The following is a 26,773-nucleotide window of genomic DNA, read 5'->3' on the forward strand; positions in this document are numbered from 1 at the left end:
AGCGGCCCGAAAAGGAAAGCGCGACGGCCGTGGCCAGTCGCGCTTTCGCGTTACTTCCGTGACTTCCGACGCTTGCGCGGCATCAGGCCGCGTTCGGTTCCGCGTTGCGTCCGTTCGCGCCGTTGCGCAGCGGCGGCAGCGGCTCGACCTTGCCGACGACGAACAGGTACGACAGCGCACCGACCACGCACAGTACGCCGGCAACCGCGAGCGGCACGACGAACGAGCCCTTCGTGATCGACAGCATTACGCCCGTGAACGTCGTGATGAAGATGCCGGCGAGATTGCCCGCGAAGTTCTGGATGCCGCCGAGCGAAGCGACGTGCGCGGGCGTCGGTGCGACTTCGCCGACCAGCGTCCACACGTTCGCACCGGCGAACGACAGGCTGGCATAAGCGAGCGCGAACAGCGCGAGGCAGGCCCACACGTTCTCGACGAACGCCGACAGCGCGATCGACGACGACAGCAGCATGCCGAGCACGAGGCAGGTCTTGCGCGCGGCGGTGGCGCTCCAGCCGCGCCGGAACAGGCTGTCCGACACGTAGCCGCCGAGCCAGCCGCCGGGAATCGCGAGCAGCGCGGGCAGCATGCCCCACGTGCCGAGCGACGTGAGCGAGAAGCCGCGCGACTGCAGCAGGTAGCTCGGGAACCACGTGATGAAGAAGTAGATCGCGAAGTTCAGGCAGAACAGGCCGATCATCATCCCCCACACGGTGCGGTAGCGGAACAGGTCGAGCCACGACACCTTCGGGCCATCGGTTGCGTTCGCAACGGTCTGCACGCCGCGCTGCGCGAGCAGCGCATCGACCGCGTCCGGCGCGATCGCGCGATAGCGTTCCGGGTCGCGGTAGATGAACCACCACGCGAGCGCCCATACGATGCCGATCGCGCCGGTGATCGCGAACGAACCGCGCCAGCCGACGATCGAGATCAGCCACGCGACGAGTGGCAGCGACAGCGCGGAGCCGACGCGCGAACCGCTGTCGAAGATGCTGCTCGCGAGCCCGCGTTCGCTGCGCGGGAACCAGTTGAACGCGACCTTCGCGAACGACGGGATCGCGGCCGCTTCGCCGACGCCCAGCATCAGGCGCACGCCGACGAGCTGCGCGAGCCCGCGCGCGGCGCCGGTCGCGACGGTAAATACCGACCACCAGCCGACCGCGAGCGCGAGGCTCACCCGCACGCCGACCTTGTCGATGAACCAGCCGGCCGGCAACTGCAGGAACGCATAGGTCCAGAAGAACGCGCTCAGCACGAGCCCCATGCCGACCGCATCGAGCCCGAGATCGGCGCGGATGCTGGGCGCGGCGATCGCGAGGTTCGCGCGATCAATGAAGTTGATAACGTTCGCCAGGAAGCACATCAGGATCATGGCCCATCGGATGCGTGGCATTGCAGTCTCCGCGCGGAATGTCGTGACGGGCGACCGGCGATCCGCTGCGCCGGCCGCCTCGGGAGGGGCGGGTTATCGCGACGCTTACGTTTGCGTTTGCGTTTGCGTCTGCACGTGCGGCGTGGCGTCGAACTTCGCCAGCGCCTCCCACAGACCGTTCAGGTAGACCGCGCCGAGCGCACGGTCGTAGAGGCCGTAACCGGGCTTGCCCGTCTCGCCCCAGATCATGCGGCCGTGATCGGGACGCACGTAGCCCGTGAAGCCCGTGTCGTGATATGCCTTCACGATCGCGGCGATGTCGAGCGAGCCGCAGTTCGACAGGTGCGCGGTTTCCTCGAAGTCGCCGTTCGCGTCGACCTTCACGTTGCGGATGTGCGCGAAATGGATGCGGCCCAGCGCGCCGAATTCGCGCACGAGCGCCTCGACGTCGTTCTGCGGGCCCGCGCCGAGCGAACCCGAGCACAGCGTCAGCCCGTTCGCGGACGTGTCGACGATGCGCAGGATCCGCGCGAGATCGTCGCGGTTTTTCACGATGCGCGGCAGCCCGAAGATCGGGCGCGGCGGGTCGTCCGGGTGGATCGCCATCTTCACGCCGGCTTCTTCGGCCACCGGGATGATCGCGTTCAGGAAGTACTCGAGGTTGGCCCACAGCGCGGCTTCGTCGACGTTGCGATAGTCGGCGAGCAGCGCCTGCAGTTCGTCGGCCCGGTAGCTCGAGTCCCAGCCCGGCAGCGCGATGCCGTCGTTCGGGTCGATCCGGTCGACCGCTTCGGTGCTGAACGCGAGACAGGTCGAACCGTCGTCGAGCGTCTTCGACAGCTCGGTGCGCGTCCAGTCGAACACGGGCATGAAGTTGTAGCAGATCACGCGGATGCCGGCCGCGCCGAGATGGCGGATCGTCTGCCGATAGTTGTCGATCAGGCGGTCGCGGCTCGGCTTGCCGAGTTTGATGTCCTCGTGGACGGGCACCGATTCGACGACCTCGAAGCGCAGGCCGGCCTGCTCGATCGTCGCCTTGAGCGCGGCGATCTTGTCGGCGGGCCACACTTCGCCCACGGGTTCGTCGTAGATCGCGGACACGATCTGCGTGACGCCCGGGATCTGACGGATGTATTGCAGCGAGACCGGATCGGACTCGCCGTACCAACGGAAGGACATCTTCACTGGAATAGCTCCTGACTGGCGGTTCATGCATCGGACGGCCGGGCGGCAGCATGCCGGCCCCGTCGTCGGTGTGAACGGATTATGATTGGTATGCCAATTGTGCGGGATAGTGGTTTACCAGTTGTCTGCCAGTTTTCCGGGAGAGCGCCGGGCCCGCGCTGGACTCGTGCCGGGTCAGGCTGGCGGGTGGCAGCCAAAACTGGTGTACCATTTTGTCGATCCGGCGCCGCGCGTGCGCCGGCAAGCCCGTTGCGAGCCCATTCGATGACCGATCTTTCCAGCCTGCCCGCCAGCCGCGACACCGAAGCCGCGGACCGCTCCTATATCGGCCTTGCGCGCGAGATTCACGCGATGGTGGCAGCCGGGGCGTTCGAAGCCGGCGCGCGGCTGCCGTCCGAGCGCAGCCTGGCCGACCAGTTCGGCGTGAGCCGCACGCAGGTGCGCGAGGCGATCATCGCGCTGGAGGTGCAGGGGATCGTCGAGGTGCGGGTCGGCTCGGGCATCTATGTGTCGACGGCCGACGCCGCGCGCCCGGTGACGTTCGAAGTGCCGCGCGGCCCCGGCCCGATCGAGACGCTGCGCGCCCGCGGGCTGATCGAGACGGAAGTCGCCGCGTTAGCGGCCACCGAGCGCAAGGACGCCGATCTCGACCGGCTGTTTTTCTCGCTGACGACGATGCGCGAGCAGATGAACGACAAGGCCGCGTACGACACGGCCGACCGGCAGTTCCATCTGCGCATCGCGGAATCGACCGGCAACACCGTGCTGCTGCACATGGTCACGGCGATGTGGGACTGCGCGCGCAGCGATCCGTTGTGGGACAAGATCGAGGAACACTTTCACTCGACCGCGCTGCGCGAAGCGTCGCAGGAAGATCACCAGCGCATCTTCGCGGCGATCATGGCCCGCGATGCGAACGGTGCGCGCGACGCGATGCGTGCGCACCTGTCGCGCGTGATCGCGGAGTTCACGCAGGCCTGGCGCTAACCGGGGGAGGGCCGCCGCTGCGGGGAGTCGTTTGCCGTCCGGGTATCGAGTCGAGTTCCGGGAGGCGGGCGCTTCATCGGTGCGGGCAGGCCGCCGCGTCGCGCCCCGCGCGCGTCAGGTCCCCTCGAACAGCGCGACGTTGTCGTCGTACGCACGCTGCTGCCGCGCGTACGCGTCGTCGAGGTGCTCGTGCAGCGCGCGCTCGGCCGCATCGGCATCGTGACATTCGAGCGCGTCGAGCAGCTTCTGGTGTTGCGCGAGCGTGACTTCGCCGACGACCGGGTCACGCACCGTCACGTGCCGCACGCGATCAATCGGTGCACGCACGAATTCGACGAGCTGCTGCACGCGCGGCAGTCGCGCGGCTGCGCTGACCGTCGCATGGAACGCGTTGTCGCAGGCGATCGCGGCGACCGCGTTGCCGCGCGCGATCGCGCGCCGGTGGGCTTCCTGGATGTCGTGCAGCTGCTCGAGCTCGCGCGCGCTGATGACCTCGGCCGCGCGGCGGATCGCGGCGGTTTCCAGCACCTTGCGGATCAAGGCGCTCTCGGCGAACTGTTCGCGCTTCACCGGCGCGACGAAGGTGCCCGACTGCGCGGCAATCAACACGAGCTCCTCGCGCGCAAGTTGCAGCAGCGCCTCGCGCACCGGCGTGCGCGACACGCCGAGCGCGTCGGCGATCGCGCGTTCATAGATCACGTCGTTCGGGTGCAGCGTCATCGTCACGATCGCGTCGCGCAGCAGCGCGTGTATCTGCACCGACAGCGCCTGCGAGCGGTCCAGCGCGAAGTCCGCGGGGATCAGGCGGGCGATGAAAGTGTCCTGGACGGTGGGTTCTGACTTCATAAATCGGCAAGAGGGTGGCAGGTAGCCGGCACGCGTTCGCGTCGCACTCCGGTGCGTGCCGGCGCGTGCCGGTCGATCAGTATATTAGTGCACGAATCATTTCCGGCATGTCGCGCGGCAATTCGGCCGATCGGCTCGACCCGGGGCAGCGGGTTTACCCCGGTGACGCTGTCAGGCGGCATCTCTATAATTGCCAACTAATATATTAGTTGGCTGGCGCAGCAGGAAAGGCGAGCCGACGATCATCCCCACAGGAGACAGGCATGCATATCGAAGACTCAGCCGGACCGCGCCAGACGGTCCATGCCCCGGCCGCCGCGCCGACGGCCGTGCGCTGGCGGATTTTCTGGCTGTTGCTGTTGCTATCGTCGATCAATTACATCGATCGCGCGTCGCTGTCGGTCGCGCTGCCGATCATCTCGACCGAATTCAAGCTGTCGCCGGCGATGGAGGGCGTATTGCTGAGCGCGTTCTTCTGGACCTATGCGCTGATGCAGATTCCGAGCGGGCTGCTGGTCGACCGCTTCAAGGCGCGCACCATCGTCGGCCTGGCCACGATCGCGTGGGGGGCGTGCCAGGCCGTCGCGGCCGTGTGTTTCAGCTGGGTGCCGTTGCTGCTGACGCGGCTCGGGCTCGGCATCGCCGAGTCGCCGATCATGCCGGCCGGTGCGAAGCTCGCGGGCACGTGGCTCACGCCGTCCGAGCGCGGCCGCGGCGCGGCGCTGCTCGACGGCGGCGCGCCGCTCGGCTCGGCCTGCGGCGCGATCATCATCACCGCGCTGATCGCGGGCCTCGGTTCGTGGCGGCTGGCGTTCGTCGTCGCGGGCGTGGGCACGATCGTGGTCGGTATCGGCGCGTGGTGGTACATCCGCAATCATCCTTCCGAGCATGCTGGCGTGAATGCGGCCGAACTGGAACACGTGACGTCGTACGCGGCGAAGGCGCGCACGGGCGAGCCGAAGGCGAGCGTGCCGTTCCGCGAACTGCTGCGCGACCGTTCCGTGCTGTTCATGTTCGCGAGCTGGGCCTGCTACAACAGCGTGTTCTACGGGTTGATGACGTGGATGCCGAGCTACCTGCACAAGGCGCACGGCTTCGACCTGAAGCAGATGGGCGGCGCGACCTTCATCATCTTCATGTGCGGCTTCGTCGGCGAGTTGTTCGGCGGCTGGGTCGCCGACAAGTGGCGCGCGGCCGGCGGCGCACCGAACCGCGTGATGCGCTCGATGTTCTCGGTCGCGGGCTTCACGTCCGCCGCGGCGATTCTCGCGGTGAGCTTCGCGACGGGGCTCGTCAGCGTCGTCGTGCTGCTGTCGGTCGCGCTGTTCTTCATCCGCTGGTGCGGGATGTTCTGGGGCGTGCCCGCGACGCTCGGCGGCCAGTCCCGTGCGGGCCTGCTGGCCGGTGCGATGAACTTCAGCGGCAACATCGTCGGCGTCATCGTGCCGATCCTGATCGGCCTCATCGTGCAATTCACCGGCACCTATTTCCTCGCGCTGATGTTCTTCGTCGTGGCCGCGTTCGGCCTGGCCGTCTGCGCGAGCCTCATCGACTATCGCGACCGCGGCCTCGACTGATGCCCGTCGCCTGATTCAACCGGAAACCACCATGTCGTCCCTTTCCATCGAAACCCAACCGGCGTCCGCCGCGCCGCGCGCGCGCACGATCCGGCTCCATCCCGCCGACGACGTCGTCGTCGCCGTCGAGCAACTCGTCGGCGGCACGCTCATCGACGACGAAGGCGTGACCGTCGCCGGGCTGATCCCGGCCGGCCACAAGATCGCGACCCGCGCGATCGAGGCCGGTGCGCCCGTGCATCGCTACGGCCAGATCATCGGCTTCGCGAGCCAGTCGATCCGGCCCGGCCAGCACGTCCATACCCACAACCTCGACATGGGCGAGTTCGCGCGGGACTACGCGTTCGGCGCAGGTGCGTGCGCAACCGAATTCGTGCCGGACGCGCAGCGTGCGACCTTCGACGGCATCGTGCGCGAGGACGGCCGCGTCGGGACGCGCAATTACATCGGCATCCTGACTTCCGTGAACTGCTCGGCGACGGTGGCGCGCGCGATCGCCGATCATTTCCGCCGCGACATCCATCCGGAGGCGCTCGCCGCGTATCCGAACGTCGACGGTGTCGTCGCGCTCACGCATGGCGTCGGCTGCGCGGTCGACCCGGACGGCGACGCGCTCGCGATCCTGCAGCGCACGCTAGGCGGCTATGCGTGCCACCCGAATTTCGCGGCGGTGCTCATGATCGGGCTCGGTTGCGAAACCAACCAGATCCCGCGGCTGCTCGAGACCCAGGGGCTGGCCGAACACGCGCGGCTGCGCACCTTCACGATCCAGGACAGCGGCGGCACCCGCAAGACCATCGAGAAGGGCATCGCGCTCGTCGAGTCGATGCTCGCCGCTGCCAACGACGTGCGGCGCGAGCCGGTAAGCGCGAGCCACCTGACGGTCGGCCTGCAGTGCGGCGGCTCCGACGGCTATTCGGGCATTACCGCGAATCCGGTGCTCGGCGCGGCGGTCGACCTGCTGGTGCGGCACGGGGGCACGGCGATCCTGTCCGAAACGCCGGAAATCTACGGCGCCGAGCATCTGCTCACGCGCCGTGCGGTGTCGCGCGACGTGGGCGAGAAGCTCGTCGCGCGCATCCGCTGGTGGGAAGACTACTGCGCGCGCCATCACGCTTCGATGAACAACAACCCGTCGGCCGGCAACAAGGCGGGCGGGCTCACGACCGTGCTGGAGAAATCGCTCGGCGGCATCGCGAAGGCCGGCAGTACGAATCTCGTCGACGTCTACGAGTATGCGATGCCGGTGCGCGCGAAGGGGCTCGTGTTCATGGACACGCCCGGCTACGACCCGATCTCCGCGACCGGCCAGGTCGCGGGCGGCGCGAACCTGATCTGCTTCACGACGGGGCGCGGTTCCGCTTACGGGTGCGCGCCGACGCCGTCGCTGAAGCTCGCGACCAACAGCGCGCTGTGGCGCAGGCAGGCCGACGACATCGACCTGAACTGCGGCGACGTGCTCGACGGCGGCGTGCGCATCGACGCGCTCGGCGCGACGCTGTTCCGGATGATGCTCGACGCGGCCTCGGGCCGCCCGACGCGCAGCGAACTGCACGGCTACGGACAGAACGAGTTCGTGCCCTGGCAGATCGGCGCCATTACCTGACCTCACTTTTCGCAGCAAGGAGTTTCACCCATGCAATCGAGTCTTTCAGCCGCCGGCTATCGCGGCGTGTTTCCGGTCGTCCCGACGATCTTCGCGGACGACGGCCGTCTCGACCTCGACGGGCAGCGCCGTTGCGTCGACTTCATGATCGACGCGGGCTCGGACGGCCTGTGCGTGCTCGCGAATTTCTCCGAGCAGTTCTCGCTGGCCGACGACGAGCGCGACGCGGTGATGCACTGCGTGCTGGAGCACGTGGCGGGCCGGGTGCCCGTGATCGTCACGACGTCTCATTTCGGCACGACTGTCTGCGCGCAGCGCAGCCGCCGCGCGCAGGACGCGGGGGCCGCGATGGTGATGGTGATGCCGCCCTATCACGGTGCGACGTTCCGCGCGAGCGAGACTGCGATCGTCGAGTTCTTCCGCACCGTGTCCGATGCGATCGACATCCCGATCATGATCCAGGATGCGCCGGCGAGCGGCACCCAGTTGTCCGCCGCGCTGCTCGCGCGGATGGCCATCGAGATTCCGCACGTGTCGTACTTCAAGATCGAGGTGCCGCAGGCGGCCGCGAAGCTGCGCGAACTGATCGCGCTCGGCGGCGACGCGATCGTGGGTCCGTGGGACGGCGAAGAGGCGATCACGCTGATGGCCGACCTGGAGGCCGGTGCGACGGGGGCGATGACGGGCGGCGCCTATCCCGACGGCATTCGCGCGATCCTCGACGCGTGGGTGGCCGGTGACGCCGTCGAAGCGGAGCGGCGGTACCAGCGCTGGCTGCCGCTGATCAATCACGAGAACCGGCAGGGCGGCATCGCGACCGCGAAGGCGCTGATGAAGGCGGGCTGCGTGATCGCGTCGGACGCCGTGCGCCATCCGCTGCCGACGATGCACCCGGCCACGCGCGACAGCCTGTTGCGGATCGCGCGGCCGCTCGACCCGCTCGTGCTGCGCTGGGGCCGTTGAGACCGCCGCGCGTGCCTGGACGGCACGCTTGACCGATTCACCGATTCACTGATTCACCGAGGACGATTCATGCATATTTCCGGCGCTTCCCTGATCGGCCGGCGCGACGTGGCCGGCGCGGCCGGGTTCCAGGCGATCAATCCGGCCACCGGCGCCGCGCTCGATCCCGTGTTCGGCCGCGCGTCGGCGCAGGATGTCGACGTGGCGTGCACGCTGGCGGCACAAGCGTTCGACGACTATCGCAATCGCACGCTCGATGCGCGCGCAACCTTGCTCGACACCATCGCCGACCGGCTGCTGGCACTCGGCGACACGCTGATCGCGCGCTGTGTTGCGGAAAGTGGCTTGCCGCGCGCGCGGGTCGAAGGCGAGCGCGCCCGCACGGTCGCGCAACTGCGGATGTTCGCGCAGATCGTGCGGGACGGCGCGTTCCTCGGCGCGCGCATCGATCCCGCGCAACCCGACCGTCAGCCGTCGCCGCGCGCGGACCTGCGTCTGCAGAACGTCGCGCTCGGCCCGGTCGCCGTGTTCGGCGCGAGCAATTTCCCGCTGGCTTTTTCGGTGGCGGGCGGCGACACCGCGTCGGCGCTCGCGGCCGGCTGCCCCGTGGTGGTGAAGGCGCATCCCGCGCATCCCGGCACGTCGGCGCTGGTGGGGCACGCGATCCGGGACGCGGTCGACGCATGCGGGATGCCGGACGGGACGTTCTCGCTGCTGTTCGACGATGGTCACGACGTCGGCGCGGCGCTCGTGCGTCACCCGCGGATCCAGGCGGTGGGTTTCACGGGGTCGCGTGCGGGCGGTGTCGCACTGATGACGCTGGCCGCCGCGCGGCCGCAGCCGATTCCCGTGTACGCGGAGATGAGCAGCGTGAATCCGGTGCTGCTGTTTCCGCATGCGCTCGACGCGCGCGCGGACGCGATCGGCCGTGCGTTTGCTGCGTCGCTGACGCTCGGCACCGGCCAGTTCTGCACGAACCCGGGGCTGATCCTTGGAGTCGACGGCCCGGCGCTGCGGCGCTTCGAGGCGGCCGCCGCCGCGACGCTGGCTGACCTTCCCGCGACCGCGATGCTGACGCCGGGCATCCATGCCGCCTACGATTCAGCGGTCGAGCGGCTCGCGACCCATGCGGCCGTCGAACGGCTGGCGGGCGGTGCGGCGGGCGGCGACATCCGGCATGCGGGCCGGGCGGCGCTGTTCGCGACGCGGGCGGAGGATTTCGCGCGACACGCGGAATTGCACGACGAGGTGTTCGGCCCCGCCGCGCTCGTCGTGCGGTGCCCGAGTCTCGATGCGATGCACGCACTCGTCGAACGGCTCGATGGACAGCTTACGATCGCCCTGCATCTGGACGAGCGCGATCGCGATGCGGCACGCGCTTTCATGCCGCTGCTCGAGCGTCGCGCCGGACGGATCCTCGTGAACGGCTTCGGTACCGGCGTCGAGGTCGCGCATGCGATGGTGCACGGCGGGCCGTATCCGGCGACGTCGGACGGCCGTTCCACGTCGGTCGGCAGCGCCGCGATCGGCCGTTTCCTGCGGCCCGTCTGCTACCAGGACGTTCCCGACGGGTTGTTGCCCGACGCGCTGCGCGACGGCAATCCGCTGAACGTGCCGCGGAGCACCGACGGGGGGCTTGGCGTGCGGGCCTGACCGCACGCGTTGCCGGTCACGCGGATTGAATCCGCGGCCCGGCTGTGCAACGCGGGCTTTCCCCTGATGATTCGATTCGCGTAGCCGGTTGCCGTCGCGCGGGTGCTTGTATTCGTGCTGTTTGTGCGGCTTGTGCCGATTGCGTACGCGGGCTTTTTATGGTTTCGTTGCACGATCCGCATCGGCTCGAAAAAGGACAATCGAATGCAGCCGGGGAATACGGACGGGGAGCTATTGGGCAGGGGGATCGGCACGCGTTCGCGTGTGCGCCGTGTTTTGCGTCGACTGTTCGTCATGGTGGCGCTTGGCGCATTCTGCGTGCCGGCGTGGGCCGCGTCCGCGGCGTCGGCCGGGATGGCGGCCGACAGCATCCTGCGCGTGCTCGCGTGGCCGGGCTACGCGGACCAGGATGTGGTGGATGCATTTGAGACGCAATTTCATGTGCATGTGGAAGTGACGTTCGTCGATTCCGACGAAGCGCTCTGGACCCGCATGCACAGCGCGTTTCCGCCGCCGTACGACGTGCTCGCGGCCAACACGGCGGAGATCCAGCGGTATGCGCACGAAGGCCTGCTCGCGCCGATCGACCTGTCGCGGATCCCGAACCGCCGGCGGCAACTGCCGAACTTCCAGCACGTTGCGGCGATCGGCGGCCTCGTGCATGACGGCTCGACGTACGGGATTCCGTTCACGTATTCGTCGATGGGCCTCATCTACGATCGCAAGCAGGTGGCGGCCACGCCGCGCTCGATGCTTGAACTGTGGAATCCCCGCTACCGCGGCAGGGTGCTCGACTTCAACAGCGCGCAGCACAACTTCTCGTTTACCGCACTCGCACTCGGCTATCCCGACCCGTTCCACCTGTCGCGCGCGCAGACGCTGGCCGTCACGCACAAGCTCATCGACCTGCGTCGCAACCTGCTCACGTATTACACGCTCCCGGAAGAGGCGACCGCGCTGTTCGTCCAGCATCACGCGGCATTGATGTTCGGCAACTACGGCACGCAGCAGGTCGAACTGCTGCGTCGCGCCGGCGTGGATGTCGGCTACGTGATTCCGGACGAGGGCGCGCTCGCGTGGCTCGACTGCTGGGCGGTCACGCGCGGTGCGGAGCGTCGCGACCTCGCGTTCGCGTGGATCAACTATATGCTCGAACCGGCGATCGGCACGTTGCTGACCGAACGCCAGGGGCTCGCGAACACGCTCGAACCGCCGCCCGGTCTCGCGGCCTGGCATCCGCATCTCGTGTGGATCCAGCCGGTCGAGGACATCGCGCGGCGCGAGTCGCTGTGGAGCCGCATCGTGTCGGGCGATCGCCCGGAGCGCTTCGAAAAATGATCCGGCTCGGGCTGACGTCGAAGCTGTCCGTGCTGTTCGCGTGCATCGGCGTGATCGCGTCCGGCACGACCGGCTACTACGCGTATCGCGCGAACCGCACGATGCTCGTGGACGAAGCGCAGCACAGCCTGCTGATGTCGACGCAACTGCTCGGGCAACGCTTCACGACCGCACTGGCCGACGTCGCCGACGATGCGCTCGTGCTCGCGCAGTTGCCGTCGTCGTCGCTCGTCGCGCGCGACGAACACACCGAGCGCGGGCCGCGCACGCGGCTCGAGCAGGTGTACTACAGCTTCATGAGGAATCACCCCGAATACCTGCAGATTCGCCTGATCGCGAGCGGACATTTCGGGCTGGAGCGCATTCGCGTCGATCGCGACACGCGCGGCGTCGTCGTGTTGCCCGAAAGCGCGTTCCAGGAGAAGGGGCAGTTTTCCTACGTGTTCGATACGCTCGCGACCGCGCCCGGCCACATCTATCTGTCGCCGATCGTGATCAATCACGAGACCGGTTCGCATGCGGCTGAAGGGCTGCCGATCCTGCGCGTGGGGACGCCGGTCGTCGATACGTCCGGCCGGATCGTCGGCGCGCTGATCGTCGACGTCGCGTTGTCGCGCATGTTCGAGCGACTCGAACGCGATCTGCCGCCGGACTACTCGGTGTATCTCGCGAGCGAGTGGGGCGACTTCCTCGTGCATCCCGATCCGTCGCAGACGTTCGGCTTCGATCGCGGGCGGCGCGTGCTGATGCAGGACAGCTTTGCCGCCACCCGTACGCTGTTTGCCGGCGCGCGCACGAGCGTGACGCTCAACGGCCTGCGGCGGCCCGACGAGGCGCCGGGCCAGATGTTCGCGTTCGTGCGCACGCCGTTCGGCAAAAACGAGGGCAACCGCTTCGTCGTGCTCGGGATGGGGCGGCCGCTCGCCGACGTGCTGACGCCGGCCGGGATCCTCGGTGACCGGATCATCCGGATGGTGCTCATCTCGAGCGTGATGGCGGTGATCCTCGCGATCCTGTTCGCGCGCGCGATCACGCGGCCGCTGCAGATGCTCGCGCGCGCCGCGACGCACGTGTTCGACGATCCGGCCGCCGAACGGCTGCCCGTTGCGCGTTCGGACGAGATCGGCGTGCTCGCGCGCTGCTTCGACAGCATGCGTGTCGAGATCCGCACGCAGGTGTCGATGCTGCGCGCGAAGCAGCAGGAGCTCACGCACCTCGCCGGCCATGATCCGCTGACGGCGCTGCCCAATCGGCTGCTCTTCATGGAGCATCTCGACGCGGCGATCCGGCATGCGGCTGCGGTGCGGCAAGGGCTGGCCGTGATGTTCGTCGACCTCGACCGTTTCAAGCAGATCAACGATCAGCACGGACACGCGGCCGGCGACCGGACGCTCGTCGCCGTCGCGAAGCGGCTGAGCCAGGTGCTGCGCAGCGGCGACATGGCCGCGCGGCTCGGCGGCGACGAGTTCGTCGTGCTGATTTCCGACTTGCGCTCGTCTGCGGTGATCGGCGATATCGCGTCGCGTATCCAGCTCGTGATGGCCGAGGAGCTCGAATTCGGCGACAGGCGCGTGGCCGTCGGCGCAAGCATCGGCGTCAGTGAGTATCCGGTCGACGGCGCGTCGGCCGAGGAACTGCTCGTGAAGGCCGATGCGGCGATGTATGCGGCGAAGGCATCCGCGCAGCGCATGTGCGTGCGTTATCAGGAGCTGTTGGGCGGCGTGCTCGGCACGGAGCCGGACGGGCGCATTGCGTCGGGCGGCGCCGGCTGATGGCTGATGGCTGACGGTTGGCGGGTGCGCTGGCTCGTCGCGGCGTAAACGCAAAGAGCCCGTCGCAGGACGGGCTCTTTGCATTCGGGCGAACCGCGCGCGACGCGCGCGGTAGCGACAGGCTTAGTGGCCGAAGTAGACCGAGTCGTGTGCGCTCTGCACCTTGACGGCAGGCGCGCCGCCCTGGACAACCGGGGCCGGCTGTGCGCCGTAGCCGGTGGCGTCTGCGCCATGCACGCGGTCTTGCGCAGCCTGGATGTCGGCCGGGTAGTACGGGCTCGACTGGCTCGGCTTGTAGCCGGCGTTTTCGAGCTGGACGAGTTCGCTGCGCACCTGGGCGCGGGTCACGGTGCTTTGGGCGAAGGCGCCGAACGAGGCGGACAGGGCGACAGCGGCGACAACTGCGGAAACGAGCGATTTCATGATGACCTCCGATGTTTTATTGACTTCGCCGTCGACACCATGTCGTAAGCGATTGATTACATCGTAGGCTTCGGTGGACCTAGGGTAAACGTGTATTCCAGCGAAAGATCCTTGCAGGCGAGGCAATAATACCGGGATAAGATCGGTCTGGCCCCAATCGCTATTGCGGGATTTGCAAGTGAGGGGCGGGAAGGCCGCGATCCGCCGTGCGCGGACGGACATCCGGCGGGGCGCCGGTAGACGGGGCGGGACTCGGGGGCCGGGCGCCGGATCAGACGTCGTCGTCGATTTCCTTGCGCTCGCGGCGTTCCTCGTTGCCGCGGCGCGCGCGCAGGCGCTGGCGCGACAGGACCGCGATCACCTGCTGGGTCGGCGCGCCGGACGGCAATTCGTTGCGGATGCGATCGGGCACCATCGGCAGGCCCGCGCGCTGTCGGCGCAGTGCCTTCGCGATCGCACGGCGGCATTCGTCCCCGTGGCAATCCCATTCATCGCGGATTCTCTGGCAATAACGGCATTGTTCCATCCGGACAGTCTAACGCGTCTTGGGGAATGGGGCGGGGAGCGACGGCGGAAAGGAACAGGATGGCGGGGGCGGCGCGGCTACGGGAGCGCACCGGCGAGCGTCGTGCCGATGCAGGCGTCGTGGCGAAAACTTCGCCGCACCTGCCTTCACTTGAGCGACCAGATCCCCCAGATGGCAATCAGCAAACCGAGACCGAACCCGCAGCCCAGCAACACCCATGTTTCCATTTCGCGCCTTTGAAAAACGTGCCGTCGCCGACGGGGGTGTCGGCCGGCAAGTAGCCATGTCGATACCGGGCGCCGGCTCGTTCTCATCGAGTCGGGCGCGGTACGTCAGGTCCGCGAATACTACGCTTCGCAGCTTTCAGAACGCATGCGCGATTTCTTGCAGTCGGGGAGCCGTGGCGGCGTCGCCGGCGTCATTGCTTGCCGGCGTGCCCTGTGTCCATCTGTGCTGCAGGCGCCGCCGCGTGGCGGAAGACGCCGGACTTCCAGATCATCTGCGACGCGGCGACGAGCACGAACAGCAGCACGACGGTCCGGAAAATGCGCGGCGACATCCGGTCTCGCAGCGGGCGAACCAGCCACATGCCGGCGATGGCCGGCAGGCTGGCCAGCGCGGAAACCGCGAGGTCGGCGCCGCTCGCGTGGGTGGCGCCGCCGAACGTCGTGATCAGCGTGACGATCGACACGACGAGGATGATCGCGATCTGCTTCGTGAAGACCCGGCCGGTCGCGCCGGACGAAATCAGGTAGGTGGCGAGCAGCGGGCCCGGCACCGATGCGATGCTCTCCATCAGCGCCGCGCCGAACCCGAGCGCGAAGCCGACGGGCTTCTGCCACGCGGGCGGCAGGTTGAGCTTCGGCGCGCTCAGCATCAGCGTCGCGGCGACGATCAGCAGCGCGCCCGACGCGGCCTGCGCGTGCCCGGCGTTCAGCGAAAGGAGAATCGCAACCCCGACGACGTTGCCGATCACGGTGCCGACGATCGGTGCGGCGATCTTGCGGGCGGTGGCCAGCACTTCGCCGCCTTCGAGCGCTTGCGGGATGTTGCCGAGAATGATCGGCATGGACAGCAGCAGCACCGCATGCCGGATCGGCAGGAACTGGCTGAGGATCGGCATCGCGACGAGCGGCACGCCGATGCCGGTGATCCCCTTGACCATGCCGCCGAGCAGCAGCGCGACGGCGATGCCGACGAGATCGAGCAGCGCAAGCCCATGCAGGCTGGAAACCAGCACACCTTCAGTGAGATCGAAATGAGTCATCGGAAGCAGGTCGAGACATAACCGGCGGCGGCGCGATCGAGCGCGTCCGCTGCCGGCGCGTGCGGCTCGGCACGCAGTTGTTGTTTGGTCTGGAATCGAACCGGTCGCCCGATTGTCGCGGTCCGGCCGTCGGTCTACGCCGGCTGGATCGCAGCGGACGAACACCCCTTCGACAGCACGGAACACGGTTCGAGGCTGAATCTTACCCGAGCACGGCGCGGGGCATCGGCGACCGCTGCCTGTCGTTGCCGCCGGTCGCTACAATTCGATTCATGATGTGCGACCCTGACATGTGAAACATGCATGTATCGAAACGAGAGGAGGCGAGATGACGCTTGCGCAGTTGCAGGCACTGGCAGCGGTAGTCGAACTCGGCTCGCTGACGGCGGCGGCCGATCGGCTCAGTCGCAGCCAGTCGGCGATCAGCCACGCGCTGACCGAACTGGAAGCGCTCACCGAGGTCAAGCTGCTGTTGCGCGACCGGCAGCCGGTCGTGTTGACCGCGGCGGGCGAACGCCTGTGGCCGTACGTGCAGAACGTCGTGCGCGAAGCGCAGACGCTGCGCCAGCAGTGCAGCCTGTCGCGCGGCAAGCTCGAAGGGCGGCTGGTGGTCGCGTCGCTGCCGAGCGTATCGCTGGCGTTCGTCGTGCCTGCGCTGGAGACGCTGAAAGAGCGGCATCCGGGGGTGACGGCGGTGCTGCTCGAAGGGACGGACGCGGAAGTCGAAGGGTGGATCGACGACGGCACGGCCGACATCGGCGTGGTGGCGGGCACCAAGACGTTCGCGCACAACCTGCCGCTGCTCGACGAGGATTTTGTCGCGGTGGCCGCGCACGACACGTTCGACGGCCGCAAGAGCGTGTCGGCCAAAGTGTTGTCGGCGGCGCCGTTCATTTTCTCGAAAGCCGGATGCGGGCCGGTCATCGCGGATTACTTCGCCCGCAACGGTGCGGCGCTGCGAGCCGCATTCAACGTGGTCGAGATGCGGACGATCCTGTCGATGGCGGAGGCGGGAATGGGCGTGTCGATCGTCCCGCGCATCACGTTGAGCTACACGCGATTCGGCGGACGGGTGCTCGAGCTGTCGCCCAGGCTGCGTCGTTCGGTGCGCCTGGCGTGGAATGCGACCGGCAACGCGGTCGCCGATGAATTCGTGAAGCTGGTCGACGCGCAGCGCGCCAAGGCAGGCAAGGCGACCCGGACGCGGGCGAAAAAGAGCAAGTAACGAGGGGCGCAGCGCGATGAAACGCGCTCATGAGGGGCTTGCAATTTATTCATGCTGACGTGTATCGACATGCAATACATTGTGGACACTCGCCGCTGATTCCATTTCCATAGCCTCGAAGGAGACTGCCGTGCCGGCCTTGCCCACCCTGATTGCATTCGGACTCGTGTCGCTCGGCATGGTGCTGACGCCCGGCCCGAACATGATCTACCTGATCTCGCGTTCGATCTGCCAGGGCCGCCGCGCGGGGCTGGTGTCGCTCGGCGGCGTGGCGCTGGGGTTCGTGTTCTACATGTTCTGCGCGGCGTTCGGCATCACCGCACTGGTGCTGACCGTGCCGTATGCATACGACGCATTGCGCTTTTGCGGGGCGCTGTACCTGTTGTATCTCGCGTGGAATGCGCTCAAGCCCGGCGGCCGCTCGGCGTTCCAGGTCCGGCAATTGCCGCATGACAGCGGCGCGAAACTCTTTGCGATGGGCTTCGTGACGAACCTCGCGAACCCGAAGATCGCGGTGATGTATCTGTCGCTGCTGCCGCAGTTCATTTCACCGGGGCATGGCAGCGTGCTGACGCAATCGGTGGCACTGGGCTGCGTGCAGATTGCGGTCAGCATCTGCGTCAATGCGCTGATCGCGTGCATGGCCGGCGCGATCGCGGGGTTTCTTGCCGGGCGGCCGGTGTGGGCGCGGGCTCAGCGCTGGCTGATGGGGACGGTGCTGGCCGGATTGGCCGTGCGTATCGCGCTGGAATCGCGACGCTAGACGAAGGCGCCTGGGTGATGCGGGAGCCACCCATCGCCCGCCACGCCATCACGCGCAGCGGGCGACCGGTGCATCAATGCCCGCGTCGCTGCTTGCTCAGCTCGATCGTCTCGAACAGTTCGTATTGCGCGGTCGGTTGCTGATCCGCACCCGGTGCGTGGTAGTAGCGCATCGTGATCGTCGTCTGGCCGCCCGGCTTGCCCGGATCGTGGTCGAACACGGCGATCCCGTACCCCGTGCCGGTATCGCGGCGCGCGGACCAGATCGCGTCCTCGAGCGCATCGGCGCCCTGGCGCACGAACGTGTTCGCGGCAGTGCCCGGCACCGGCCGGTTCGGCTTCGTGAAGATTTTCGCCTGCGCATAACCCGTCGCCGGATTCTCGCCGTACACGTCGAGCGGCGCACTGGTGCCGCCGCCGCCGAGGATCAGGTGGATCGTGCCGTGGCTCGTGTCGAACGTCGTGCGCGCCGGATCGGTCGTGCCGACCGGACGCGGCTGCAGCGTCTCGACGACTTCGCCGGTCGACGCATCGACACCCGCGCGGTGATTGCAGCCGCGCACCGGGTAGCTGCGCTCGTAGTCGTGATCGTGACCGCACAGCACGAGATCGACGCCATAGCGATCGAACAGCGGCAGCCATGCCTCGCGGATGCCCTTGTCCGATCCGTTTCCCGTCTTCGACGAACTCAGCGCGTCCTGGTGCATCTGCACGACGATCCAGTCGATGTCGTCATCGTGCGACGCGTGACGCAGCGTGTGCTCGAGCCAGCGCGTCTGTTCGCCGTTGCTGTAGCCGCGCACGTAGAACGACGTGCCCGGCGCGATCGGCGGGCGGCCGGTGCTCGCGGCAGGCACGAGCGGATCCGGGCCGCCGACGAACGCGGCCGCATCCTGATACACGACGTCGTCGGCGTCGAGCGAGATGAACAGCACCGAGCTCACGCGGAAGCTGTACCAGCGGCCCGGGAAACGCGTGCCGTTCTCCGGCAGCGTGTAGCGCGCGAGATACGAGTCGAGGCCCTGCGGGCCGTTGTTGAACTCGATCTCGTGATTGCCCGGGCAGGGCATCCACGGACGATTCGCGGCCGAGGTCTGGTTGTTGTTGCCGAAGTCGCGCCACACCTCGGGCTGATGCGCGGGGTTCAGGTTCGCGTAGCAGAGGTCGCCGTTCAGCAGGTGGAACAGCGGCTGGAACTGCTCGACGGCCTGCACCGCGAAGCGGCTTTGCGGCGACGACAGCACCCATGCGCCATTCGGCGTCGCGAGGTCGCCGTAGCTCGTGAAGCGGAACGGCGCACGGCCGCGCGGCGCGGTCGTGAAGGTGGCGGAGAACGGCTGCGCGGCATTGCTGTCGTTGTCGGCCGTCAGCTCGTAGCGGTAGCGCGTGTTCGGCTTCAGCCCGTGCACGCGGGCGTGATACGTGAACACGGTCTCGCCGTTCAGGCCGTCGGTATAGAGACGCTGCACGCCGTGCACGGTGTGTGCCGGCTCGCCGTCGGCGACGATGCGCGCGCGCGGATTGACGGCCGGCGCGAGCGACACCCACGAGATCGCGACTTCGGACGTCGGGTCGCTGCCCCACGTCAGATGCACCTGTTCGGGCGTGCCGTCCGGGTTCGACGTGGCGGCACGGGCGGCCGCAAGCCCGCCCGCGGCGGTGGCGAGGCTCGACACACCGGCCAGTTTCAGGAAGCCGCGACGCGATACGGAAGCGGCCGGCTCGTTCGGCTCGGCGGAGAAGGTGTCCGGGTTCGACATGATCGTATTTTCGTTGATAGGGACGCGAGATGAGGAACCGCCCGGCCGGCGCATGCGCGGCCGGGGCGTGGGCCGGAAACGAGCGGGATCCCGGTGATACGCATTGTCGAAGGGCAGTTTTGCCGGGTTGTGACAGACGGTAAACAACGCGTCGCGCGCATCCATGGGTGCGTTCAGCGCGGCGGAAATTTATTTGCCGATGGCGCGACGGATTTCCTCGGCACGCGTCGTTCAAGGAAATGAACGGCCGCTTCCGGCCGAGCCTGACGCTTCGGAGCCTTTCATGAAACTTTCCATCTCATTGCGATTTGCTGCCGGTTGCGCGGCTGCGCTGGCGACGTCCGCCGTATTCGCGCAGGCCGTCATCGTCGCGCCGGTCGCACCGCCGCCGGCGCGGGTCGAGGTCGTGCCGGCCCCGCGTGCCGGCTATGTGTGGGATCACGGTCACTGGCGCTGGCGGCAGGGCCGCTACGTGTGGGTCGGCGGACACTGGCAGACGGTGCGCACGGGCTATCACTGGGTGCCCGGACACTGGGCCCCGCGCGGCCCCGGCTGGCGCTGGGTGCCGGGCCACTGGGCGTGATGCACACGGTGTCGCGCGGCGTGCAGCGCCGGCGCGGCGGGATTTCGTCCAAACGACACGAGTCCAACCATGCCTTTCCGAACCATCGTGATACTGGCGGCCGCGGCCATCGTGCTGGCCGGCTGCGTCGTGGTGCCGGCGCGTCCGGCCTATTACCGGCCCGCGCCGGTCGTCGTATATTGATCGCGCCGGCCGGCTGCCGCAGGTCGCGGCGCCCGGCGCGCGATCGACAGGATCGATATGCGGTTCGAGCCGGATGTCGATGAAGCCGACCGTGCCGACATCGGGCGCGGCGCATCACGCGCTGCCGAACCGTCCGCGTGGCGCCCTGCGGCGCCGGCCCGACGCATGCAAGGAGAGCACGACGATGAGCTTCATCCGGACGGCGGAGACACCCGCCGGCACAGTGCGGCGTACGCGCGGCACGCGGCGGAGCAGCCTGCGTTGAGCGACGGCGATCCGGACGCGGAACTCGTCGCCCGGGTCGGCGCGCGCGACGCGTCGGCCGTGCGCGTGCTCGTCGCCCGCAAGCTGCCGCGACTGCTCGCGCTGGCGACGCGCATGCTCGGCGACCGCACCGAAGCCGAGGACGTTGCGCAGGAAACCTTCCTGCGGATCTGGAATCACGCGCCGCGCTGGCGGGAAGGCGAGGCGCGCTTCGACACGTGGCTGCATCGCGTCGTGCTGAACCTCTGCTACGACCGCTTGCGCGGGCGGCGCGAGGAGCTGGTCGACACGCTGCCCGAGGTGCCCGACACGCAACCCGAGCCGGCCGCGCGTGCGGAGTTGCGCTCGCGCGACGCGCGCGTGCGTGACGCGCTCGCCGCGTTGCCGCCGAGGCAGCGGGAAGCGCTCGTGCTCCAGTACTATCAGGAAATGTCGAACATCGAAGCGGCCAACCTGATGGGCATCACCGTCGATGCGCTGGAAAGCCTGCTCGCGCGCGCGAGGCGCAACCTGCGCGCGCAACTGGCCGGCGACCCACCTAGCGAGGACTTGCGATGACACCCGAACGATTCCGTACCATCGTCGCCGCGTACGGCTCGGATGCGCGGCGCTGGCCGCAAGACGAACGTGCGGCGGCCGAAACGTGGGCACAGGCGCATCCGCGCGACGCGCTGGAGGCGCTCGACGATGCGGCCGAACTCGATGCGTGGCTGACGCACGACACGGTTGCGCCGCCCGCGCCGGCGCTCGTCGAGCGCATTGTCGCGACGGCACCCGCGCCCCAGCGTGCGCGGCGGCGGCGCGGCAACGTGTGGTGGTCGGGCGCGGCGTTCGCGGGCGTCGGGCTGGCCGGTGCGCTGGCGGGCGCCGTTGCGGTGTCGATGCTGATGCTCGGCAGCGCGCCGGTCTCGCAGCACGAACCCGGCTACCTGACGACGACGTTCGGCGGGCCGAGCATCGACGGAGGCGACGAATGAGCGAACGCGGCTGGAAATTGATCCTCATCGGTTCCGTCGTGCTGAACGTGTTCATGCTCGGCGCGATCGGCGGCGGCGCGTATCAGTGGTTCTCGACACATCGCGGCCTGCATGTGGCCGGCATGCCTGCGCAGCACACCGCGCTGCGTTTTGCCGCGGACGAATTGACCGACGCGCGCCAGCGGGAATTTGCCGCGGCGCTGAAGGCCGCGCGCAAGGACGGCCGGGATTTCGCGCGCGAGGGGCGCGATGGCCGGATCACCGTGCTGGATTTGCTGGCCGCGCCGCAGCTCGATCGCGCGGCGATCGACGCCGCGCTCGATCGTACGCGTGCGGCCGATACCGCGTTGCGCGGGCAGGTCGAGCGCAGTGTCGTCGATTTTGCGGCGACGCTGACGCCGGATGAGCGCGCGAAGTTCGTCGACGGGTTGCGGCGCAGCGGGAACTGGCGGCTGCCGCCGAAATTGCAGAAGAAGCAGGGCGAAGCGGGGAATCAGTAAGCAGCGCGGCGTGGCAACGCGTCGGGTTCGTGACGCGCGACATCGGATTCGCGTTGCCCCGGTCAGGAACCCGCATGGAGACGGTCGCGTTCTTCCACATACAGGCGCAACGCGAACCTGCCGGCCGTCGTATCCCGCAGCCGCAACACTTCATCGCGCATGGTCGCGGGCACCTCATCGAGCGCCGGGTAGGCAGCGCGATACTCGGCGGGAAAGAGCGCCGGCGCGGCAAGTGCCGCAAATGTCAGGTCGGCCGCCGTGAAGCGGTCGTCGACGAGAAAGCGTCGACCGTCGCCCAGCCGCCCGTCGACTTCCTTGAAGAGCACTCGCACCCGCTCGATGGAGCGCGCCGCACTTTCCGGTGTAATCCTGAGTGCCGCACGAATGAGCCTTACGACGCCCGGCATGATGACCGGCAACGACACCGCCTCGAACCGCGGCACGCCGCGCGTCATCACGTGCAGCAACAGCCGGCGATCGGGCAGCAATTGCGCATAGGCCCAACGCCTCGCATGCGGGCCCAGCACGTCGTCGAATTGCGTCTCCAGCGCTTCGACTTCCTGTCGCAGCCCCGCATCGCGCGGATACAGCACGTCGCCGCCGCAGACGGCATCGAGGTGCATCAGGATATCGGTGGAATCGATGAACCGCGCGCCGTCATGAATCAGCAACGGCACGCTGCTGCCGCCATTGCGTTTCGTCGCCAACCGGTGCAGCAGCGGCGCATGCGGCGTTTCCCGATACGGCAGCGCGAGGCGGTCGAGCGCCCAGCGCGCTTTTTCGCTGTAGTGGCTGTGCGGCATCGTGATCAACACGGCAAGACGAGCATTATCGCGGGTCATCGAAAGCGCCCTCGCATGGAATGGGCCGCGCGTGCCTTTGCTGTGGGGGCAAAGGCACGGATACGATCGGGTCGCGCGTGCCATGTCGTTTCGACGGCATGCGCGACCGTTGCGCTCAGCGTGCAAGTATCCATGCGGAGATCGCATCGACCACGCCGCTCTCCACGCCATTGAAGCCGTGATAGCTGAACGCTTCGCAGGGATCGCCGCGCGACGTGCCGCCCGTGACGATCATCAGGTCGGCTTTCGGCGATTGATCCAGTTTCTTCATCAGGGAATCCGTTTCCGAGACCGGACAATACTTGCAGGCATCCTTCTCGTGGTGCACGACCAGCACCGGAATCCGCAGGCCGGCAAGATCCATGCTCGTGACCGGGTGGCCGCCGCGATCGTCACGGAGGATCGTGGACGTCAGCACGATACCGTCGGGCCCGCCGTCGCCGGCGAGTGCGATGGCAATCGCCGCGGCGGATTGCGTGCCGCGGCTCGTTCCCACCAGCCAGACCGGTACGTGCAGTTGCGCCCTCAACCAGGCGATCACGGCGCGCGCATCGTCGGCATGCTCGCGCGACAGACGAAAGCCGTCGAGATAGGGCGCGGATTGCCGGTCGCTCGGTGCGTCGATGACCGCCACGGCAATGCCGTCGTCGACGAACCGCATTCTGGTGCGGACCAGGAAATTGCCTTTCCCCCATCCGAATCCACCGGACGCGTCCAGCTGCAGTCCGCCATGTCCGCCGGCATAAAGAATGGCTGCGGCCTTCGGTGCTTCCGGCGCGATGAAAAGAAACCGTTGCGTGACGTCGGGGCGCGTCGGAATGTCGACGACCCTGGGCGCGTTTTGCGCGCAAGCCGCGTGATCGTGCAGCATCAACGCGATGGCGAGCAGCCACGCGCATGTCCAGAACGGTGGTGCGCGGTGACATCGCATCGTCAGGATCATGTCAGGACTTCGACGCGATGCGCCGCGTTCAATGCGATTCGACAAACTGAATGATTTCGCCGTTGTCGCGCTTCAGGTAGAGATCGTCGCCTTTCACACGCACGTCGTTGCACGAGTACGGAATCTTGCGGCCCTTGCTGCAGATCTTGCCGTCCTCGGCTTTCCAGTCGCCGTGATCGGCAAATCCCTGGCTCGACTTGAAATCGTAGTCGCCGCTATTGCCGTACTGGACATGCCATTGCGTGCCGTCCGCCAGTTTGATGTCGAATGCCTTGCCGGACAGGCGTTGCTGGATGTCCGATGCGCTCGGCGCGGAGGAGCCTTCGGGAAATGCCGCCGGATCGGCAAGAACGATGGCGGGAGACAGCAGCAACAGGGCGAGCAGCTTGGTCATGGTCGGTCTCCGGTTGTGCCGGTTCATGGCTCCGGGGCGAGACGACGAAACTCGCGTGACGCGCGGTCGGCACATTCCTTTGAGTCTAGATGGCTTTGAGGGAAGGGCAAGCGGGCAACGGGCCGCGTTTCGCGGGCTGTCGATTTCGGCGCATCCATCAGTCGAATCGCTGTATCCATCTCAACGCGATTCGCGCGCTGCCGCGGCGCAACCGCAACCGGCTTCAGGTTCGCACGTGCGTGGCGCGTACCGATCGTTCGATGTCGCGCGCCGATCGTTGCCGGCCGATCTGCAACATCGCGATACCGACGAGCACCAGCGCGATCGCACTCACTTCCAGCACGCCCACGCGTTCGCCGGCCACCCAGCCGATCAGGAGTGCAACCGTGGGCGTGATGTACGTCGAACCCGACGCCGCAACCGGCCCGAGTTCCTGCAGCAGAAAGTAATAGAGCAGGTAAGCGACGCCGGTCCCCAGCAGGCCGAGCCCGATCGCGACACCGGACGCGGCACGCCAGTCGTGAAAGATGCGCTCGATCCCGGTGAAGTCGGTCAGCACGGCAAGGATCAGCAGCGCCAGGCCCATCTGCCACGTCACCAGCGCGAGCGGTTGCAGGCCGAACGGCGACAGGAAGCGTTTCACGTAGACGTACGACAGCCCGAGGATGATTGCGCCGGCCAGCATCCACGCGACGCCGGCGGGATCGACCGGATTGCCCGCGCCTTCCCACGGGCGCGCGATCAGCACGATGCCGGCGAAACCGACGACGACCCCGGCTGCCATCAGCCCGTTCATTTTCTCGGTTCGAAGGAACAGCAGCGAAAAGATCGCGGTGAAGATCGCGATCGAGCCGCCCAGCACGCCCGCGATTCCCGACGGCAGCAGCGCCGTGCCTTTCACGATGGCCACGTAGTAGAACGCCGTCGCGACGGCAGCCATGACGAAAAAGTGCGGCAAATGCCGCGCCTGGCTTCGATGAATCGCGCGCTGCCGCCACGCGGCGAACGCCAGCGGCAGGAAGCCGAACAGGACGCGCAGGAAGGCGATCTGCATCGGGGTGATCCACGCAGCCGCCCATTTCATGTAGATGAAGTTGGATCCCCAGATCAGGCCGAGGAGAACGAAAGCGATCCTGGTCAGTTTCATGGCGCCCGCCGTGTCGGCTAACGAGAGTGATCGTCAGTTAATCAGGAGCGCAAACGGGTAGATAGAACACAATCGGCATCGCGACGGTGGATCGCGACATCATCGCTGCGCGATCCCTGGCAATACGCGCCGTGCATGGTCCGGCGAATTCAAGCTGTCGTTTGAAAGCAAACAGCAAGGCATGCGCGCCCGGTGCAACGCAGAAAAAATATTGAGCCGCCCGGCGACGGATTTCCCGCTGCCGTCCGTTAAACACGGGTACGCATCGCGAGAACCCCGTCATGGACTACCCGAACGACATCTCACCGGCCGCCGTCGCGCTGAACCGCTTCGGTCTCGGCGCACGGCCCGACGAAGTGCCGCCTGCGGATCCGAAGGCGGCGTTGGTCGCCCAGTTCGACCGTTACGACGCGCGGCCCGCCGCGTGGGCCGGCGAGCCGGACGCGGTGGCGCTCGCGACGCGTTTCGCGGAGGCGCGCAACGCGATGACGAGCGACGACGCCGCAGCGAAGCGCGCGACCGCACAGTCGATCCGTCGCGACGGCTACGACGCATATCGCAGCGCCGTCGCCGCGCGGCTGAACAGTGCGCTGAACACACCGGCGCCGTTCGTCGAGCGTCTCGTGCATTTCTGGGCGAACCATTTCGCGGTGTCGGTCGACAAGGGGCAGGTCGCCGCATACGCAGGGGCATTCGAGCGCGATGCGATCCGTCCGCACGTGCTCGGCCGCTTCGAGGACATGCTCGTCGCCGTCGAGCAGCACCCTGCGATGCAGCTGTTCCTCGACCAGGCGCGCTCGGTCGGCCCCGACAGCCCGGCCGCGCTGCGCGCCGACGCCCGCAATCCCGCGGCGCGGCGCGGCCTGAACGAGAACCTCGCGCGCGAAATCATGGAGCTGCATACGCTTGGCGTACGCACCGGCTATACGCAAGCGGACGTGACGGAATTCGCACGCGCGCTGACGGGCTGGAGCATCGCGGGCGGACGCGGGCCGCAGCCCGGCGACGCGGCGCCCGGAGCGTTCGTGTTCCGCCCGAAGCTGCATGAACCGGGCGCGCGCACGGTGATGGGGCGCACCTACGACCAGCCGGGCGAAGCGCAGGGCCGCGCGATTCTGGCCGACCTTGCGCATTCACAGGCGACGAGCCGGCATGTCGCGTTCCAGCTCGCCCGTCATTTCGTCACCGACAATCCGCCGCCCGGGCTGACCGACCGGCTCGCGCGCGCGTTCGACACGAGCGGCGGCGACCTGCCGACCGTCTATCGCGCGCTCGTCGATGCGCCGGACGCATGGGCGCCGGTGAACCGCAAGTTCAAGACACCGTGGGAGTGGGCCGTGTCGTCGCTGCGCGGGCTCGGCTGGCGCGATACGGGCGACCTGAAGGCCGCGCCGCTGCTCGCGCAACTCGGCCAGCCCGTGTGGCGGCCCGGGTCGCCGGCCGGCTACGACGACGTGGCCGCGAGCTGGGCCGCGCCCGATTCGCTGGTGCGCCGCGTCGAAATTGCGCAGCGGCTCGCCGCGCGCACCGGCGACCGGCTCGATCCGCGCACGCTCGGCAATACGTTGCTGGCGGGCTCGCTGAGCGCGCCGACGGCGACCGCGCTGTCGCGTGCCGAAAGCGCGACCACGTCGCTCGCGCTTCTGCTGGTGTCGCCCGATTTTCAACGGAGATGAAC

Annotated in this window: 25 protein-coding genes; 14 read left to right on the forward strand and 11 right to left on the reverse strand. The window is 67.8% G+C overall.

Going from position 1 to position 26,773, the window contains the following annotated elements; genetic code table 11:
• Positions 1-82 precede the first annotated feature (82 nt).
• Together BX604_RS17655 and uxuA are read right to left on the reverse strand one after the other, a co-directional pair.
• Positions 83-1,393, reverse strand: a complete 1,311-nt coding sequence (locus BX604_RS17655) for an MFS transporter (protein ID WP_098551919.1) — start codon at positions 1,391-1,393, stop codon at positions 83-85.
• Positions 1,394-1,477: 84 nt separating this feature from the next.
• Positions 1,478-2,557, reverse strand: coding sequence for a mannonate dehydratase (uxuA, locus tag BX604_RS17660; RefSeq protein WP_179894820.1), 1,080 nt, complete (start codon positions 2,555-2,557; stop codon positions 1,478-1,480).
• A gap of 264 nt (positions 2,558-2,821) precedes the next feature.
• Here uxuA and BX604_RS17665 point away from each other — a divergent pair, with 264 nt between their 5' ends.
• The gene (locus BX604_RS17665; protein ID WP_098551920.1) at positions 2,822-3,544 is read left to right on the forward strand and encodes a FadR/GntR family transcriptional regulator; all 723 of its coding nucleotides are present in this window, start codon (positions 2,822-2,824) and stop codon (positions 3,542-3,544) included.
• A gap of 114 nt (positions 3,545-3,658) precedes the next feature.
• Here BX604_RS17665 and BX604_RS17670 read toward each other — a convergent pair whose 3' ends face one another.
• Entirely contained in the window at positions 3,659-4,390 is a 732-nt protein-coding gene (locus BX604_RS17670; RefSeq protein WP_098551921.1) for a GntR family transcriptional regulator, read from the reverse strand.
• A gap of 263 nt (positions 4,391-4,653) precedes the next feature.
• Here BX604_RS17670 and BX604_RS17675 point away from each other — a divergent pair, with 263 nt between their 5' ends.
• From BX604_RS17675 to BX604_RS17700, 6 genes are all read left to right on the forward strand, one after another.
• Complete coding sequence (locus BX604_RS17675; RefSeq protein WP_098551922.1) at positions 4,654-5,967, forward strand: MFS transporter; 1,314 nt, start codon at positions 4,654-4,656, stop codon at positions 5,965-5,967.
• A 31-nt stretch (positions 5,968-5,998) separates the two neighbouring features.
• The gene (locus BX604_RS17680; RefSeq protein ID WP_098551923.1) at positions 5,999-7,573 is read left to right on the forward strand and encodes a UxaA family hydrolase; all 1,575 of its coding nucleotides are present in this window, start codon (positions 5,999-6,001) and stop codon (positions 7,571-7,573) included.
• A gap of 30 nt (positions 7,574-7,603) precedes the next feature.
• Positions 7,604-8,536: a dihydrodipicolinate synthase family protein gene (locus BX604_RS17685; protein ID WP_098551924.1), complete on the forward strand. Its 933-nt coding sequence runs from the start codon at positions 7,604-7,606 to the stop codon at positions 8,534-8,536.
• Between the two features lie 69 nt (positions 8,537-8,605).
• Positions 8,606-10,189, forward strand: coding sequence for an aldehyde dehydrogenase (NADP(+)) (locus tag BX604_RS17690; RefSeq protein WP_098551925.1), 1,584 nt, complete (start codon positions 8,606-8,608; stop codon positions 10,187-10,189).
• Positions 10,190-10,393: 204 nt separating this feature from the next.
• Complete coding sequence (locus BX604_RS17695) at positions 10,394-11,527, forward strand: extracellular solute-binding protein (RefSeq protein ID WP_098552945.1); 1,134 nt, start codon at positions 10,394-10,396, stop codon at positions 11,525-11,527.
• Positions 11,524-13,299 (forward strand): diguanylate cyclase domain-containing protein, encoded by a 1,776-nt coding sequence (locus BX604_RS17700; protein ID WP_098551926.1) that lies wholly within the window; start codon positions 11,524-11,526, stop codon positions 13,297-13,299. The genes BX604_RS17695 and BX604_RS17700 overlap by 4 nt, the downstream gene beginning before the upstream one ends.
• 123 nt (positions 13,300-13,422) lie before the next feature.
• Here BX604_RS17700 and BX604_RS17705 read toward each other — a convergent pair whose 3' ends face one another.
• From BX604_RS17705 to BX604_RS17715, 3 genes are all read right to left on the reverse strand, one after another.
• Entirely contained in the window at positions 13,423-13,722 is a 300-nt protein-coding gene (locus tag BX604_RS17705) for a DUF4148 domain-containing protein (RefSeq protein WP_098551927.1), read from the reverse strand.
• A 271-nt stretch (positions 13,723-13,993) separates the two neighbouring features.
• Positions 13,994-14,248 carry a hypothetical protein gene (locus BX604_RS17710; protein ID WP_027791787.1) on the reverse strand — a complete coding sequence of 85 codons (255 nt, stop codon included), beginning with the start codon at positions 14,246-14,248 and terminating at the stop codon, positions 13,994-13,996.
• A gap of 418 nt (positions 14,249-14,666) precedes the next feature.
• Positions 14,667-15,515: a sulfite exporter TauE/SafE family protein gene (locus BX604_RS17715; RefSeq protein WP_098551928.1), complete on the reverse strand. Its 849-nt coding sequence runs from the start codon at positions 15,513-15,515 to the stop codon at positions 14,667-14,669.
• Positions 15,516-15,843: 328 nt separating this feature from the next.
• Between BX604_RS17715 and BX604_RS17720 the strand changes: the two genes are divergently transcribed.
• A complete protein-coding gene (locus BX604_RS17720) occupies positions 15,844-16,740 on the forward strand; it encodes a LysR family transcriptional regulator (RefSeq protein WP_098551929.1) in 897 nt (298 codons plus the stop codon).
• A 130-nt stretch (positions 16,741-16,870) separates the two neighbouring features.
• A complete protein-coding gene (locus tag BX604_RS17725; RefSeq protein ID WP_098551930.1) occupies positions 16,871-17,503 on the forward strand; it encodes a LysE family translocator in 633 nt (210 codons plus the stop codon).
• Positions 17,504-17,576: 73 nt separating this feature from the next.
• Here the strand turns inward: BX604_RS17725 and BX604_RS17730 are convergent, their stop codons facing one another.
• Positions 17,577-19,262, reverse strand: a complete 1,686-nt coding sequence (locus tag BX604_RS17730; RefSeq protein WP_098551931.1) for a purple acid phosphatase family protein — start codon at positions 19,260-19,262, stop codon at positions 17,577-17,579.
• 283 nt (positions 19,263-19,545) lie between these two features.
• Here BX604_RS17730 and BX604_RS17735 point away from each other — a divergent pair, with 283 nt between their 5' ends.
• The 4 genes from BX604_RS17735 (at position 19,546) to BX604_RS17750 (ending at position 21,769) form a co-directional block, all read left to right on the forward strand.
• Positions 19,546-19,845, forward strand: coding sequence for a YXWGXW repeat-containing protein (locus tag BX604_RS17735; RefSeq protein ID WP_098551932.1), 300 nt, complete (start codon positions 19,546-19,548; stop codon positions 19,843-19,845).
• A 240-nt stretch (positions 19,846-20,085) separates the two neighbouring features.
• Positions 20,086-20,850 carry an RNA polymerase sigma factor gene (locus BX604_RS17740; protein ID WP_098551933.1) on the forward strand — a complete coding sequence of 255 codons (765 nt, stop codon included), beginning with the start codon at positions 20,086-20,088 and terminating at the stop codon, positions 20,848-20,850.
• Positions 20,847-21,269: a hypothetical protein gene (locus BX604_RS17745; RefSeq protein WP_098551934.1), complete on the forward strand. Its 423-nt coding sequence runs from the start codon at positions 20,847-20,849 to the stop codon at positions 21,267-21,269. Before BX604_RS17740 ends, BX604_RS17745 begins: the two co-directional genes overlap by 4 nt.
• Positions 21,266-21,769 carry a periplasmic heavy metal sensor gene (locus BX604_RS17750; protein WP_098551935.1) on the forward strand — a complete coding sequence of 168 codons (504 nt, stop codon included), beginning with the start codon at positions 21,266-21,268 and terminating at the stop codon, positions 21,767-21,769. Before BX604_RS17745 ends, BX604_RS17750 begins: the two co-directional genes overlap by 4 nt.
• A 62-nt stretch (positions 21,770-21,831) precedes the next feature.
• Here the strand turns inward: BX604_RS17750 and BX604_RS17755 are convergent, their stop codons facing one another.
• The 4 genes from BX604_RS17755 to BX604_RS17770 form a co-directional block, all read right to left on the reverse strand.
• Positions 21,832-22,695: a glutathione S-transferase family protein gene (locus tag BX604_RS17755; protein WP_179894821.1), complete on the reverse strand. Its 864-nt coding sequence runs from the start codon at positions 22,693-22,695 to the stop codon at positions 21,832-21,834.
• 31 nt (positions 22,696-22,726) lie between these two features.
• Positions 22,727-23,482 (reverse strand): alpha/beta hydrolase, encoded by a 756-nt coding sequence (locus BX604_RS17760; protein ID WP_179894846.1) that lies wholly within the window; start codon positions 23,480-23,482, stop codon positions 22,727-22,729.
• A gap of 100 nt (positions 23,483-23,582) precedes the next feature.
• Positions 23,583-23,948 carry a hypothetical protein gene (locus BX604_RS17765; protein ID WP_143748057.1) on the reverse strand — a complete coding sequence of 122 codons (366 nt, stop codon included), beginning with the start codon at positions 23,946-23,948 and terminating at the stop codon, positions 23,583-23,585.
• A gap of 223 nt (positions 23,949-24,171) precedes the next feature.
• Positions 24,172-25,095, reverse strand: coding sequence for a DMT family transporter (locus BX604_RS17770; protein ID WP_098551938.1), 924 nt, complete (start codon positions 25,093-25,095; stop codon positions 24,172-24,174).
• Between the two features lie 281 nt (positions 25,096-25,376).
• On the opposite strand from BX604_RS17770, the gene BX604_RS17775 reads away from it, so the two are divergent.
• On the forward strand, positions 25,377-26,771 hold the full coding sequence (locus tag BX604_RS17775; protein ID WP_098551939.1) for a DUF1800 domain-containing protein: 1,395 nt from the start codon (positions 25,377-25,379) through the stop codon (positions 26,769-26,771).
• Positions 26,772-26,773: the final 2 nt, after the last annotated feature.

The organism is Burkholderia sp. JKS000303, assembly GCF_002563755.1.
Lineage (GTDB): Bacteria > Pseudomonadota > Gammaproteobacteria > Burkholderiales > Burkholderiaceae > Burkholderia > Burkholderia anthina_B.